The organism is Agrobacterium sp. Azo12 (genome assembly GCF_029193765.2).
In the GTDB taxonomy this organism is placed as follows: domain Bacteria; phylum Pseudomonadota; class Alphaproteobacteria; order Rhizobiales; family Rhizobiaceae; genus Agrobacterium.
This window is the reverse complement of the sequence record NZ_JARFYO020000001.1, coordinates 2575986-2589269: the sequence shown is the minus strand read 5'-3', so window position 1 is coordinate 2589269 and position 13284 is coordinate 2575986. Positions and strand designations below refer to the sequence as shown.

The 13284-nt window shown below is 54.7% G+C and carries 12 protein-coding genes; 10 read left to right on the top strand and 2 right to left on the bottom strand.

The features are described from left to right. The first annotated feature begins 167 nt into the window (after positions 1–167). Both rpoC and PYL13_RS12400 read left to right on the top strand, forming a co-directional pair. Complete coding sequence (gene rpoC / locus PYL13_RS12405; RefSeq protein WP_192488626.1) at positions 168–4382, top strand: DNA-directed RNA polymerase subunit beta'; 4215 nt, start codon at positions 168–170, stop codon at positions 4380–4382. Positions 4383–4699: 317 nt separating this feature from the next. After that, positions 4700–5755 (top strand): cytochrome-c peroxidase, encoded by a 1056-nt coding sequence (locus tag PYL13_RS12400; RefSeq protein ID WP_275641552.1) that lies wholly within the window; start codon positions 4700–4702, stop codon positions 5753–5755. A 71-nt stretch (positions 5756–5826) separates the two neighbouring features. On the opposite strand, the gene PYL13_RS12395 is transcribed toward PYL13_RS12400, so the two are convergent. Then, positions 5827–6123, bottom strand: a complete 297-nt coding sequence (locus PYL13_RS12395) for a transcriptional regulator (protein WP_192488628.1) — start codon at positions 6121–6123, stop codon at positions 5827–5829. Beyond that, a complete protein-coding gene (locus tag PYL13_RS12390) occupies positions 6120–6533 on the bottom strand; it encodes a hypothetical protein (protein WP_275641551.1) in 414 nt (137 codons plus the stop codon). The genes PYL13_RS12395 and PYL13_RS12390 overlap by 4 nt, the downstream gene beginning before the upstream one ends. 101 nt (positions 6534–6634) lie before the next feature. Here PYL13_RS12390 and rpsL point away from each other — a divergent pair, with 101 nt between their 5' ends. The 8 genes from rpsL to PYL13_RS12350 all read left to right on the top strand — a co-directional run bounded on the left by rpsL (position 6635) and on the right by PYL13_RS12350 (position 13275). Continuing rightward, on the top strand, positions 6635–7006 hold the full coding sequence (gene rpsL / locus PYL13_RS12385) for a 30S ribosomal protein S12 (RefSeq protein ID WP_003507760.1): 372 nt from the start codon (positions 6635–6637) through the stop codon (positions 7004–7006). 78 nt (positions 7007–7084) lie between these two features. Next, on the top strand, positions 7085–7555 hold the full coding sequence (gene rpsG / locus PYL13_RS12380; protein WP_192488629.1) for a 30S ribosomal protein S7: 471 nt from the start codon (positions 7085–7087) through the stop codon (positions 7553–7555). Positions 7556–7582: 27 nt separating this feature from the next. After that, positions 7583–9682 carry an elongation factor G gene (fusA, locus tag PYL13_RS12375; RefSeq protein WP_192488630.1) on the top strand — a complete coding sequence of 700 codons (2100 nt, stop codon included), beginning with the start codon at positions 7583–7585 and terminating at the stop codon, positions 9680–9682. A 65-nt stretch (positions 9683–9747) separates the two neighbouring features. Then, the gene (gene tuf, locus PYL13_RS12370; RefSeq protein ID WP_192488619.1) at positions 9748–10923 is read left to right on the top strand and encodes an elongation factor Tu; all 1176 of its coding nucleotides are present in this window, start codon (positions 9748–9750) and stop codon (positions 10921–10923) included. 323 nt (positions 10924–11246) lie between these two features. Next, positions 11247–11555, top strand: coding sequence for a 30S ribosomal protein S10 (gene rpsJ, locus PYL13_RS12365; protein WP_003507767.1), 309 nt, complete (start codon positions 11247–11249; stop codon positions 11553–11555). Between the two features lie 155 nt (positions 11556–11710). Then, on the top strand, positions 11711–12352 hold the full coding sequence (gene rplC, locus PYL13_RS12360; protein WP_192488631.1) for a 50S ribosomal protein L3: 642 nt from the start codon (positions 11711–11713) through the stop codon (positions 12350–12352). 12 nt (positions 12353–12364) lie between these two features. Continuing rightward, entirely contained in the window at positions 12365–12985 is a 621-nt protein-coding gene (gene rplD / locus PYL13_RS12355; protein WP_192488632.1) for a 50S ribosomal protein L4, read from the top strand. Further along, complete coding sequence (locus PYL13_RS12350) at positions 12982–13275, top strand: 50S ribosomal protein L23 (protein WP_192488633.1); 294 nt, start codon at positions 12982–12984, stop codon at positions 13273–13275. The genes rplD and PYL13_RS12350 overlap by 4 nt, the downstream gene beginning before the upstream one ends. Positions 13276–13284: the final 9 nt, after the last annotated feature.

Below are 13284 nucleotides of genomic sequence, written 5' to 3'. Positions count from 1 at the left end.
CGCCGAAAGCGGCGCCTGCCGGTTTCTTCCAAAAGGGCATTGCCCTTAGGCGGATAGTTTCGCCGCATTTCGCGGTTAATCGTGTTTTAGGCACTGACCAGTTATCCCGGGAACGACTGGTCCAGATGCAAACAGAGGCGACAACAAGCCTCTCAAGGAGACAAGGCATGAACCAAGAGGTCATGAATCTGTTCAATCCTCAGGTGCCAGCGCAGCATTTCGATTCCATCCGGATTTCGATTGCGTCGCCTGAGAAGATCCTCTCCTGGTCCTATGGCGAAATCAAAAAGCCAGAGACCATCAACTATCGTACCTTCAAGCCGGAACGCGACGGTCTTTTCTGCGCGCGTATTTTCGGACCGATCAAGGACTACGAATGCTTGTGCGGCAAGTACAAGCGTATGAAGTACAAGGGCATCATCTGCGAAAAGTGCGGCGTTGAAGTTACGCTGTCGCGCGTTCGCCGTGAGCGCATGGGCCATATCGAACTGGCAGCACCTGTTGCCCACATCTGGTTCCTGAAGTCGCTTCCTTCGCGTATCTCGACATTGCTCGACATGACGCTGAAAGATGTTGAGCGCGTTCTGTACTTCGAAAACTACATCGTGACCGAGCCAGGCCTGACTTCTCTGAAGCAGAACCAGCTTCTGTCCGAAGAAGAGTACATGATTGCCGTCGACGAGTTCGGCGAAGATCAGTTCACCGCCATGATCGGCGCTGAAGCCATCTATGAAATGCTGGCTTCGATGAACCTCGAGAAGATCGCTGGCGATCTGCGCGTTGAGCTTGCCGAAACGACTTCGGACCTCAAGCAGAAGAAGCTGATGAAGCGTCTCAAGATCGTTGAGAACTTCATGGAGTCAGGCAATCGTCCCGAGTGGATGATCATGAAGGTTGTTCCAGTTATTCCTCCGGACCTGCGTCCGCTGGTTCCGCTGGATGGTGGCCGCTTTGCGACCTCCGACCTGAACGACCTGTATCGCCGCGTTATCAACCGTAACAACCGTCTGAAGCGCCTGATCGAGCTTCGTGCGCCGGGTATCATTATCCGTAACGAAAAGCGCATGTTGCAGGAATCCGTCGATGCGTTGTTCGACAACGGTCGTCGCGGTCGCGTCATCACCGGCGCCAACAAGCGTCCGCTGAAGTCGCTGTCCGACATGCTCAAGGGCAAGCAGGGCCGCTTCCGTCAGAACCTTCTCGGTAAGCGCGTCGACTATTCCGGTCGTTCGGTTATCGTGACCGGTCCTGAACTGAAGCTGCACCAGTGCGGCCTGCCGAAGAAGATGGCGCTCGAGCTGTTCAAGCCGTTCATCTACGCCCGTCTCGACGCAAAGGGTTACTCCTCGACCGTCAAGCAGGCCAAGAAGCTGGTTGAAAAGGAAAAGCCAGAAGTTTGGGATATCCTCGACGAGGTTATCCGCGAGCATCCGGTTCTCCTGAACCGCGCACCGACGCTGCACCGTCTGGGTATCCAGGCCTTCGAACCAATGCTGGTTGAAGGCAAGGCCATTCAGCTGCACCCGCTCGTCTGCACGGCCTTCAACGCCGACTTCGACGGTGACCAGATGGCTGTTCACGTTCCGCTTTCTCTGGAAGCGCAGCTTGAAGCCCGCGTTCTGATGATGTCGACCAACAACATTCTGCATCCGGCAAACGGTCACCCGATTATCGTTCCTTCGCAGGACATGGTTCTCGGCCTGTACTACCTGTCGATCATGAACCAGAACGAGCCGGGCGAAGGCATGGCCTTCTCCGACATCGGCGAACTGCATCACGCCCTTGAAAACAAGGTTGTGACGCTGCACTCGAAAATTCGCGGTCGCTTCAAGACCGTTGATGCCGATGGCAAGCCGGTTTCGAAGATCCATGAAACAACGCCTGGCCGTATGTTGATTGGTGAATTGCTGCCGAAGAATGTCAACGTGCCATTCGACACCTGCAACCAGGAAATGACCAAGAAGAACATCTCCAAGATGATCGACACGGTCTACCGTCATTGCGGTCAGAAAGACACAGTCATTTTCTGCGACCGCATCATGCAGCTCGGCTTCTCCCATGCTTGCCGCGCTGGCATTTCGTTCGGCAAGGACGACATGGTCATCCCGGACACCAAGGTGAAAATCGTTGGTGAAACGGAAGCCTTGGTGAAGGAATACGAACAGCAGTACAATGATGGTCTCATCACCCAGGGCGAAAAGTACAACAAGGTTGTTGACGCTTGGGGCAAGGCTACCGAAAAGGTTGCCGAAGAGATGATGGCTCGCATTAAGGCTGTGGAGTTCGATCCGGAAACTGGTCGCCAGAAGCCAATGAACTCCATCTATATGATGTCGCACTCCGGCGCCCGTGGTTCGCCAAGCCAGATGCGTCAGCTCGGTGGTATGCGCGGTCTGATGGCCAAGCCTTCGGGCGAAATCATCGAAACGCCGATCATTTCGAACTTTAAGGAAGGCCTGACCGTGAACGAGTACTTCAACTCGACACACGGTGCCCGTAAGGGTCTTGCAGATACGGCCTTGAAGACGGCTAACTCCGGTTACCTGACACGTCGTCTCGTTGACGTCGCGCAGGACTGCATCGTCAACTCCAACGATTGCGGCACCGACAAGGGCCTGACAATGACTGCCATCGTCGATGCCGGTCAGATTGTTGCCTCGCTCGGTGCACGTATTCTTGGTCGTACGGCTCTCGACGACATCGACAACCCGGTCACTGGCGAGAACATCGTCAAGGCTGGCAAGCTGATCGACGAAGCTGAAGTGGCAATCATCGAAAAGGCTGGCATCCAGTCCGTTCGTATCCGTTCGGCTCTGACCTGCGAAATCCAGGTTGGCGTTTGCGGCGTTTGCTACGGTCGTGACCTTGCACGCGGTACTCCTGTTAACATGGGTGAAGCAGTGGGTGTTATCGCTGCTCAGTCCATCGGTGAGCCGGGCACCCAGCTGACCATGCGTACGTTCCACCTTGGTGGTACTGCGAACGTGGTTGACCAGTCGTTCCTTGAAGCGTCGTACGAAGGTACGATCCAGATCAAGAACCGCAACATGCTGCGCAACTCTGAAGGCGTCCTCATCGCGATGGGCCGTAACATGGCCATCACCATTCTCGATGAGCGTGGCGTTGAGCGTTCTTCGCAGCGCGTTGCATACGGTTCGAAGATCTTCGTGGATGACGGTGACAAGGTTAAGCGCGGTCAGCGTTTCGCCGAGTGGGACCCGTACACACGCCCAATGATGACGGAAGTCGAAGGTACTGTTCAGTTCGAAGACCTGGTCGATGGTCTTTCGGTTCTGGAAGCAACCGACGAATCCACCGGTATCACCAAGCGTCAGGTTATTGACTGGCGTTCGACACCTCGCGGTTCGGACCTCAAGCCTGCCATCGTTATCAAGGATGCTTCCGGCAACATTGCCAAGCTTTCTCGTGGTGGTGAAGCCCGCTTCCTGCTGTCGGTTGACGCAATTCTGTCCGTAGAACCGGGCACGAAGGTTTCCCAGGGTGATGTGCTTGCACGTTCGCCAATGGAAAGCGCCAAGACCAAGGACATCACGGGTGGTCTGCCACGCGTTGCTGAACTGTTCGAAGCCCGTCGTCCAAAGGACCACGCTATCATCGCCGAAATCGATGGTACGATCCGTCTGGGCCGCGACTACAAGAACAAGCGTCGCGTCATCATCGAGCCTGCTGAAGATGGTGTTGAGCCAGTCGAATACCTGATCCCGAAGGGCAAGCCCTTCCACCTTCAGGAAGGCGACTATATCGAAAAGGGTGACTACATCCTCGACGGTAACCCAGCTCCGCACGACATTCTGGCGATCAAGGGTGTAGAGGCTCTGGCTTCCTACCTCGTGAACGAAATCCAGGAAGTCTATCGTCTGCAGGGCGTTGTCATCAACGACAAGCACATCGAAGTGATCGTTCGCCAGATGCTGCAGAAGGTTGAAATCACGGATGCTGGTGACAGCCAGTACATCGTGGGTGACAATGTCGACCGCATCGAAATGGACGACATGAATGATCGTCTGATCGAGGAAGGCAAGAAGCCTGCCTACGGCGAACCAGTTCTTCTGGGTATCACCAAGGCATCGCTGCAGACGCCGTCCTTCATCTCGGCTGCTTCGTTCCAGGAAACCACAAAGGTTCTCACGGAAGCTGCAATCGCAGGCAAGATGGACACGCTGCAGGGTCTGAAGGAAAACGTTATCGTCGGTCGCCTTATCCCGGCCGGTACGGGCGGTACCATGACCCAGATCCGCCGCATCGCGACGACACGCGACGAGCTGATCATCGAAGAGCGCAAGAAGTCCACTGGTTCGGACTCCGCAACGCAGATGTTGCGCGACATGACCAAGGACGAAACGGTTCCTGCCGGCGAGTAATTCGATCCGGTGTCGTGCATCATGTCGGTGCACGATACCTGCTTCGGATAGATGGTCTAATGGGTGCCAATTTGCCGCACCCTCCAGAATTGACAAACCTAAACGCCCGACGCAATTCGGGCGTTTTTGCGTTTGGTGGCCTGTCGCCGTTGATCCATCGCAAAGGACCAGTTTTTATTTATTCTAATTTTAATCCGTTCACAGGACGCAGATCTTCCCAATCAGGAGCCCGCAAGGGCAGGGGATTTGCCTCCCAACTGAAGGGCCGACCCTGTTGCTTAAAACCAGGAAGGCAGGGTCGGCGAACGGAGGCTGTTATGAGAAAATTTCTATACACATTGGCTGCCGGAGTTTTGGCAACCACGGCTGTTTATGCGGCGGACCCGGTTCCGGCCGAGTTGCGGCAAAGCGCACTTGCGATATTTAGGCCGCTGCCCTCAACCATTCCATCGGTCAAGGACAACCCGATCACAGCACAGAAGATAGCGCTCGGCAAGGCACTGTTCTTTGATCCGCGCATGTCGGCCTCGGGGGTGTTTTCATGCAACTCATGCCACAATGTCGGAACCGGTGGTGACGACAACCTCGAGACGTCGATCGGCCACGGATGGCAGAAGGGACCGCGCAATTCACCGACCGTGTTCAATGCGGTGTTCAACGTTGCACAGTTCTGGGATGGTCGTGCGGATGACCTGAAGGCACAGGCGAAAGGCCCGGTACAGGCCGGTGTGGAGATGGCCAATACGCCGGTGCAGGTGGTCGCGACGCTCAATTCGATGCCGCAATATGTCGAGTGGTTCAAGGCGGCTTTCCCCGGTGAAGACGACCCGGTTACCTTCGATAATTTCGCCAAGGCTATTGAAGCCTTTGAAGCCACGCTGATCACGCCGGCACCCTTCGATGCCTATCTGAATGGGGATGAGAACGCACTGGCGCTTGAGGCAAAACAGGGCCTGCAGCTGTTCATGGACAAGGGCTGTGCCTCGTGCCACGGCGGCATTAATGTCGGCGGGGAAGGGTACTATCCATTCGGTCTGGTGGAGAAGCCAGGTGCCGATGTTTTGCCTGAAAATGACAAGGGTCGCTTTGCGGTGACAAACACGGCTGACGACTCATATGTGTTCCGTGCTGCACCACTTCGCAATGTGGCGCTGACCGCGCCTTACTTCCATTCGGGCAAGGTCTGGGACCTGAAACAGGCGGTGGCGGTGATGGGCACTGCGCAGCTGGGCGAGGAGCTGAATGATCAGGATGTCGATCTGATCGTGGCGTTTCTGGGATCGCTGACCGGCAAGGCTCCCGACATCATCTATCCGATCTTGCCGGCTGAAACGGCCACTACACCGAAGCCAACGGCCAATATCAACAACTGATACGATCTGTTTACTGTTTAAAAAAGAAAACCGCCTGGTGACAGGCGGTTTGTCTGTTTTGGCTATAAGGGTTATGCGAAGCGGATAATGGCGACTTCGCCTTCCAGCGCGCCCTGATAGGCCGAGGCATGCGGCTCTTCGTCGGGGATCTCCGTCAGCATGCCGATCTGGTCGAGGTCGGCCTCGAGGAAACCTTCCTCCGAAAGTGCATTCAGCGTGTCGCGGACGGCTGTGTCATCATCGGGTGCACGCAGGATCACGTGGATGTCGATGCCTTCGTCGCCATCCCGTTCATAAGCCTTGCCTATGACGATGAATACCATGGGGTCAACCGATCCGTTGTCGTTATCATTATGGGGGAGGGTCATGGTGTTCTCCTTGCTCCTGAAGGCAGTTTTTTTGCTGTGTGCTGACGAACAGCCACGGTGATGGTGTCACCAAGCGTCGTTTGAAGAATCAATAGACGGCTTTGGTATAAAGCCCAATACGGAATACGTGTTTTGGCCGATATATTGATGAAACAGATTAACAGCAGCGGTAAATATGCTAAACGAAGGCCCGAGAAGGCCGGTGCTGCGGGACAAAATGTGGATTCACCCTTGACGAAGTAGGGGTAAAACAGTAGTACGCCGCCCATCGGAACCTGTATGAGGTTTGGCCGTTCGGAATGACTCGTTCCGGATATCTGCTCAAACTGGGTCCAACGCACGTTGAAGACACGAATGCTGCACGCACGACGTAGTGATACGTCCTCTGCCTTTGTGGTCCATCCGATCATTCGGATTGGGCCACGTTTTGCGCATGAAGTATAGCGTGTGCCACCGCCGGAAACGGCATAACGTCGGCCCGAGAGGGCGATAGATACTAAGGGATGGTTGTATGCCTACCGTAAACCAGCTTATCCGCAAGCCACGCCAGGCACAGGTAAAGCGTAATAAGGTTCCTGCTCTGCAGGAAAACCCACAGAAGCGCGGCGTTTGCACACGCGTTTACACGACGACCCCTAAGAAGCCTAACTCGGCTCTTCGTAAGGTTGCCAAGATCCGTCTGACGAATGGCTTCGAAGTCATCGGCTACATTCCTGGTGAAGGCCACAACCTTCAGGAACACTCTGTAGTCATGATCCGCGGCGGCCGCGTAAAGGACTTGCCAGGTGTTCGTTACCACATCATCCGCGGCGTTCTCGATACGCAGGGTGTAAAGAACCGTAAGCAGCGCCGCTCCAAGTATGGTGCGAAGCGTCCGAAGTAATTCGGCAATTAACAAATTCGGCGCTGCGCGAGGTTCTCCGCGTGGTTGAGCGTCAATAACATTTGAGAGACAAACAGTATGTCCCGTCGCCATAGTGCAGAAAAGCGTGAGATCAACCCGGATCCAAAGTTCGGCGATCTGATCGTCACCAAGTTCATGAATGCTATCATGCTTCATGGCAAGAAGTCCGTTGCTGAAAGCATCGTTTACGGCGCATTCGACGCCGTTCAGGGCAAGACGAAGCAGGAGCCGCTCGGCGTGTTCCATTCGGCCCTCGATAACGTTGCTCCGCACGTTGAAGTTCGTTCTCGCCGCGTTGGTGGTGCGACATACCAGGTTCCTGTTGATGTTCGTCCTGAGCGTCGCCAGGCCCTCGCAATCCGCTGGCTGATCGCTGCTGCTCGTAAGCGCAACGAAACAACCATGGTCGATCGCCTGTCCGGCGAACTCATGGATGCTGCGAACAACCGCGGTTCGGCTGTCAAGAAGCGTGAAGACACGCACAAGATGGCTGACGCTAACCGCGCATTCTCGCATTACCGTTGGTAATCTAACCGATCCGAAAGGCAGTCCGTTATGGCTCGCGAATATAAAATCGAAGACTACCGCAATTTCGGTATCATGGCGCACATCGACGCCGGCAAGACGACCACAACCGAGCGTATTCTTTACTACACCGGTAAGTCGCACAAGATCGGCGAAGTTCATGATGGCGCTGCCACGATGGACTGGATGGAACAGGAGCAGGAGCGTGGTATCACCATCACTTCTGCTGCTACCACGACCTTCTGGAAGGGTCGCGATGGCAAGATGCGTCGTTTCAACATCATCGACACCCCCGGCCACGTTGACTTCACGATTGAAGTTGAGCGTTCGCTGCGTGTACTCGACGGTGCTATTGCTCTGCTCGACGCCAACGCTGGTGTAGAGCCGCAGACTGAAACCGTATGGCGTCAGGCTGAGAAGTACAACGTTCCGCGTATGATCTTCTGCAACAAGATGGACAAGACCGGTGCTGACTTCTACCGCTCGGTAGAAATGATCAAGACCCGTCTCGGCGCGACAGCTGTTGTCATGCAGTTGCCAATCGGTGCAGAAACCGAATTCAAGGGCGTGATCGATCTCATCGAAATGAACGCTCTCGTATGGCGCGACGAATCGCTCGGCGCTCAGTGGGACGTTGTTGAGATCCCAGAAGATATGAAGGCTAAGGCTGAAGAATATCGCGAGAAGCTGATCGAGACTGTTGTCGAGATCGACGAAGAAGCAATGGAAGCTTACCTCGAAGGTAACTACCCAGACAACGACAAGATTCGTGCTCTCGTTCGTCGCGGCACCATCGACGTGAAGTTCCACCCGATGTTCTGCGGTACTGCGTTCAAGAACAAGGGCGTTCAGCCGCTTCTCGACGCTGTTGTTGAATACCTGCCTTCTCCGCTGGACATTCCTGCGATCAAGGGCATCGACTTCAAGACCGAAGCTGAAATCGAGCGTCACGCTGATGATTCCGAGCCGCTTTCCATGCTCGCGTTCAAGATCATGAACGACCCATTCGTTGGTTCGCTCACCTTCGCACGTATCTACTCGGGCAAGCTCGAAAAGGGCACATCTGTAATCAACACGGTCAAGGACAAGCGTGAGCGCGTCGGCCGTATGCTTCAGATGCACTCCAACAGCCGTGAAGACATCGAAGAAGCCTTTGCTGGCGACATCGTTGCTCTGGCTGGCCTCAAGGAAACCACAACGGGCGACACGCTTTGCGATCCGTTGAAGCCGGTTATCCTCGAGCGCATGGAATTCCCTGAGCCGGTTATCCAGATCGCGATCGAACCGAAGACCAAGGGCGACCAGGAAAAGATGGGCCTCGCGCTCAACCGCCTGGCTGCTGAAGATCCTTCGTTCCGCGTCAAGACTGACGAAGAATCCGGTCAGACAATCATCGCTGGCATGGGCGAACTTCACCTCGACATTCTCGTTGACCGTATGCGTCGCGAGTTCAAGGTTGAAGCGACCGTTGGTGCTCCGCAGGTTGCTTACCGTGAAACGATCACGAAGCTGCACGAAGAAGATTACACACACAAGAAGCAGTCCGGTGGTACCGGTCAGTTCGCTCGTGTGAAGATCATCTTCGAACCGAACCCAGAAGGCGAAGACTTCAAGTTCGAGTCCAAGATCGTTGGTGGTGCTGTTCCTAAGGAATACATCCCAGGCGTTCAGAAGGGTATCGAAAGCGTTCTGTCTTCCGGTCCTCTGGCTGGCTTCCCGATGCTGGGTGTCAAGGCAACTCTCATCGATGGTGCATACCACGATGTTGACTCGTCTGTTCTGGCGTTCGAAATCGCATCGCGTGCTTGCTTCCGTGAAGCAGCAAAGAAGGCTGGTGCACAGCTTCTCGAGCCGATGATGAAGGTCGAAGTTGTTACCCCAGAAGATTACGTCGGTGACGTTATCGGCGATCTGAACTCGCGTCGCGGTCAGATCCAGGGTCAGGAATCGCGTGGCATCACGATCGTGATCAGCGCGCATGTTCCTCTTGCGAACATGTTCAAGTACGTCGACAACCTTCGCTCCATGTCGCAGGGTCGCGCACAGTACTCGATGACGTTCGATCACTATTCGCCTGTTCCAAGCAACGTAGCTGCTGAAATCCAGGCAAAGTATTCCGGTCAGAAGTGACCGGAATACCCACACAAAAATTTTAAGGTTTATTCCCTTTCAGGGATAAGAATGGAGAGCCAATAATGGCAAAGAGCAAGTTTGAGCGCAATAAGCCTCACGTTAACATCGGCACGATCGGTCACGTTGACCACGGCAAGACATCGTTGACGGCCGCAATCACCAAGTACTTCGGCGAGTTCAAGGCGTATGACCAAATCGACGCTGCTCCTGAAGAAAAGGCTCGTGGTATCACCATTTCGACAGCCCACGTTGAGTATGAGACGCCTAACCGTCACTACGCACACGTTGACTGCCCCGGCCACGCCGACTACGTGAAGAACATGATCACCGGTGCTGCCCAGATGGACGGCGCGATCCTGGTTTGCTCGGCTGCTGACGGCCCAATGCCACAGACCCGCGAGCACATCCTGCTTGCTCGTCAGGTTGGCGTTCCTGCTCTGGTCGTGTTCCTCAACAAGGTTGACCAGGTCGACGACGAAGAACTGCTCGAGCTCGTAGAAATGGAAGTTCGTGAACTTCTTTCTTCCTACGACTTCCCAGGCGACGACGTTCCTGTTGTTAAGGGTTCGGCTCTTGCTGCTCTTAACGATTCTGACAAGAAGATCGGTGAAGACGCTATTCGTGAGCTGATGGCTCAGGTTGACGCCTACATCCCAACACCAGAGCGTCCAATCGACCAGCCGTTCCTGATGCCAATCGAAGACGTGTTCTCGATCTCTGGCCGTGGTACTGTTGTTACCGGTCGCGTTGAGCGCGGTATCGTCAAGGTTGGTGAAGAAGTTGAAATCGTCGGCATCAAGGCGACGTCTAAGACGACTGTTACCGGCGTTGAAATGTTCCGCAAGCTGCTCGATCAGGGCCAGGCTGGCGACAACATCGGTGCACTGGTTCGCGGCGTTACCCGTGACGGCGTTGAGCGTGGTCAGATCCTTTGCAAGCCAGGTTCTGTTAAGCCTCACAAGAAGTTCATGGCAGAAGCCTACATCCTGACGAAGGAAGAAGGCGGCCGTCATACACCGTTCTTCACGAACTACCGTCCTCAGTTCTACTTCCGTACAACTGACGTTACCGGTATCGTTTCGCTGCCAGAAGGCACGGAAATGGTTATGCCAGGCGACAACGTTACCGTTGAAGTCGAACTGATCGTTCCAATCGCGATGGAAGAAAAGCTGCGCTTCGCTATCCGCGAAGGCGGCCGTACCGTCGGCGCTGGCATCGTTGCCTCGATCATCGAATAATTAATGTGGGCTTCGGCCCTCATTGAAGACATTGAATTGGCGACCTCTCGGGGTCGCCAATTTGTCTATCGGTAAAAACCGTGACGACGAGGCATTTTTAATGCTTGATAATTACAGTGAAAGCGCGTAAACGCGCAGTCAGAGCTGTTATGAGATTCGCAGGTGTTTGCGAACCATGGCGTTCAAGTAATCCAGACTAACGAAATGATTGGGATGCGCCTTGCATTCCTCTCGATTTTTGAAAATCTGCGGCGCCACGATCAACATAGGTTCATGTATTTCCGCGTGCGGAAATTGAATAACTAAGAACAAGGACAAGTCGAATGAACGGCCAGAATATCCGTATCCGCCTCAAGGCGTTCGATCACCGGATCCTCGATGCCTCTACTCGCGAAATCGTGTCGACCGCCAAGCGCACCGGCGCCAGCGTTCGCGGCCCGGTTCCGCTCCCAACACGCATCGAAAAGTTTACCGTTAACCGCTCTCCTCACGTAGATAAGAAGAGCCGTGAGCAGTTCGAAATGCGTACGCACAAGCGTCTTCTCGATATCGTTGATCCTACTCCGCAGACTGTTGATGCTTTGATGAAGCTCGACCTTGCGGCTGGCGTTGACGTCGAAATCAAGCTCTAAGGCCCCGGCGAAAGCCGGATATAACAAGGAAGGTACGTGGAGTAATCCAACGACTTCTAAACCGGAGACCGGACGCGTCGTGAGACGTCTACGGGAACTCCCAAACAAAGGGCGGAGAGGGGTTTCCCTTCAAGGCTCGCAAGAGGATTGAACCAATGCGTTCAGGTGTGATTGCACAGAAAGTGGGAATGACCCGCGTCTATAATGACGCTGGTGAGCACATCCCAGTTACAGTGTTGCGGTTGGACAACGTTCAGGTTGTTTCGCAGCGCACTGAAGAAAAGAATGGCTATATCGCAGTTCAGCTCGGTGCTGGCCAGTCGAAGGTCAAGAATACATCGAAGGCTCTTCGTGGTCACTTTGCAACTGCAAGCGTTGAGCCTAAGGCTAAGCTTGTTGAGTTTCGTGTTTCCGAAGAAAACCTCATCGATGTTGGCGCGACTTTGACGCCAAGCCATTTTGCCGCTGGTCAGCTGGTTGACGTAACCGGCACCACGATCGGTAAGGGTTTTGCCGGTGCTATGAAGCGTCACAACTTCGGTGGTGGTCGCGCTTCGCACGGTAACTCGGTTTCGCACCGTGCGCATGGTTCGACTGGTTCGAACCAGGATCCTGGTAAGGTTTGGAAGGGCAAGCGCATGGCTGGTCATATGGGCCAGACACGCGTAACGACCCAGAATCTGGAAGTGGTTTCGACCGATGAGGATCGCGGTTTGATCCTCGTGAAGGGCGCCGTTCCTGGTTCCAAAGGTTCCTGGATCATCGTCCGTGATGCCGTCAAGTCGGCTGCGAAGTAAGGGAGCCTTATTATGGAATTGAACGTCACGACCCTCGAGGGAAAAGACGCCGGCAAGGTATCCCTGTCGGACGAAATTTTCGGCCTCGACCCACGCCAGGACATTCTGGCGCGTATGGTTCGCTACCAGCTTGCTAAGAAGCAGCAGGGTACGCACAAGACCAAGAACCGTTCGGAAGTTTCCCGCACCGGTGCGAAGATGTACAAGCAGAAGGGTACGGGCCGCGCTCGTCACCATTCGGCTCGCGCTCCGCAGTTCCGTGGTGGTGGTAAGGCTCATGGCCCGGTTGTTCGCAGCCACGCTCATGACCTGCCGAAGAAGGTTCGCGCTCTCGCTCTGCGTCACGCGCTTTCTGCAAAGCTGAAGGCTGAAGACCTGATCATCGTTGATCAGCTCGTTGCATCTGAAGCAAAGACAAAGGCTCTGCTGGGCAATTTCGCCTCGCTCGGCCTGACCAACGCTCTTGTTATCGGCGGCGCCGAGCTTGATGGCAACTTCAAGCTTGCTGCTCAGAACATTCCAAATGTGGACGTTCTGCCGGTTCAGGGCATCAATGTTTACGACATCCTGCGTCGTGGCAAGCTGGTGCTTTCCAAGGCTGCTGTAGAGGCTCTGGAGGAGCGGTTCAAATGACGGATCTTCGCCACTACGATGTGATCGTATCTCCTTCGATCACGGAAAAGTCGACGCTGGTATCCGAACAGAACCAGGTCGTATTCAACGTCGCCAAAGACGCTTCTAAGCCTGAAATCAAGGCTGCTATCGAAGCTCTCTTCGGCGTCAAAGTCACGGCTGTGAACACGCTTATCCGCAAGGGTAAGACCCGTCGTTTCCGTGGGTTCGCTGGTAAGCAGAAGGACGTCAAAAAAGCCGTCGTCACGCTCGCCGAAGGTCAATCCATCGACGTGTCCACCGGACTCTAAAGGTTAGGC

Excerpts from the sequence above, each read along its gene's own strand:
- rpoC (WP_192488626.1), top strand. The coding sequence starts at position 168 with ATGAACCAAGAGGTCATGAATCTGTTCAATCCTCAGGTGCCAGCGCAG.
- PYL13_RS12400 (WP_275641552.1), top strand. The coding sequence starts at position 4,700 with ATGAGAAAATTTCTATACACATTGGCTGCCGGAGTTTTGGCAACCACG.
- PYL13_RS12395 (WP_192488628.1), bottom strand. The coding sequence starts at position 6,123 with ATGACCCTCCCCCATAATGATAACGACAACGGATCGGTTGACCCCATG.
- PYL13_RS12390 (WP_275641551.1), bottom strand. The coding sequence starts at position 6,533 with ATGATCGGATGGACCACAAAGGCAGAGGACGTATCACTACGTCGTGCG.
- rpsL (WP_003507760.1), top strand. The coding sequence starts at position 6,635 with ATGCCTACCGTAAACCAGCTTATCCGCAAGCCACGCCAGGCACAGGTA.
- rpsG (WP_192488629.1), top strand. The coding sequence starts at position 7,085 with ATGTCCCGTCGCCATAGTGCAGAAAAGCGTGAGATCAACCCGGATCCA.
- fusA (WP_192488630.1), top strand. The coding sequence starts at position 7,583 with ATGGCTCGCGAATATAAAATCGAAGACTACCGCAATTTCGGTATCATG.
- tuf (WP_192488619.1), top strand. The coding sequence starts at position 9,748 with ATGGCAAAGAGCAAGTTTGAGCGCAATAAGCCTCACGTTAACATCGGC.
- rpsJ (WP_003507767.1), top strand. The coding sequence starts at position 11,247 with ATGAACGGCCAGAATATCCGTATCCGCCTCAAGGCGTTCGATCACCGG.
- rplC (WP_192488631.1), top strand. The coding sequence starts at position 11,711 with ATGCGTTCAGGTGTGATTGCACAGAAAGTGGGAATGACCCGCGTCTAT.
- rplD (WP_192488632.1), top strand. The coding sequence starts at position 12,365 with ATGGAATTGAACGTCACGACCCTCGAGGGAAAAGACGCCGGCAAGGTA.
- PYL13_RS12350 (WP_192488633.1), top strand. The coding sequence starts at position 12,982 with ATGACGGATCTTCGCCACTACGATGTGATCGTATCTCCTTCGATCACG.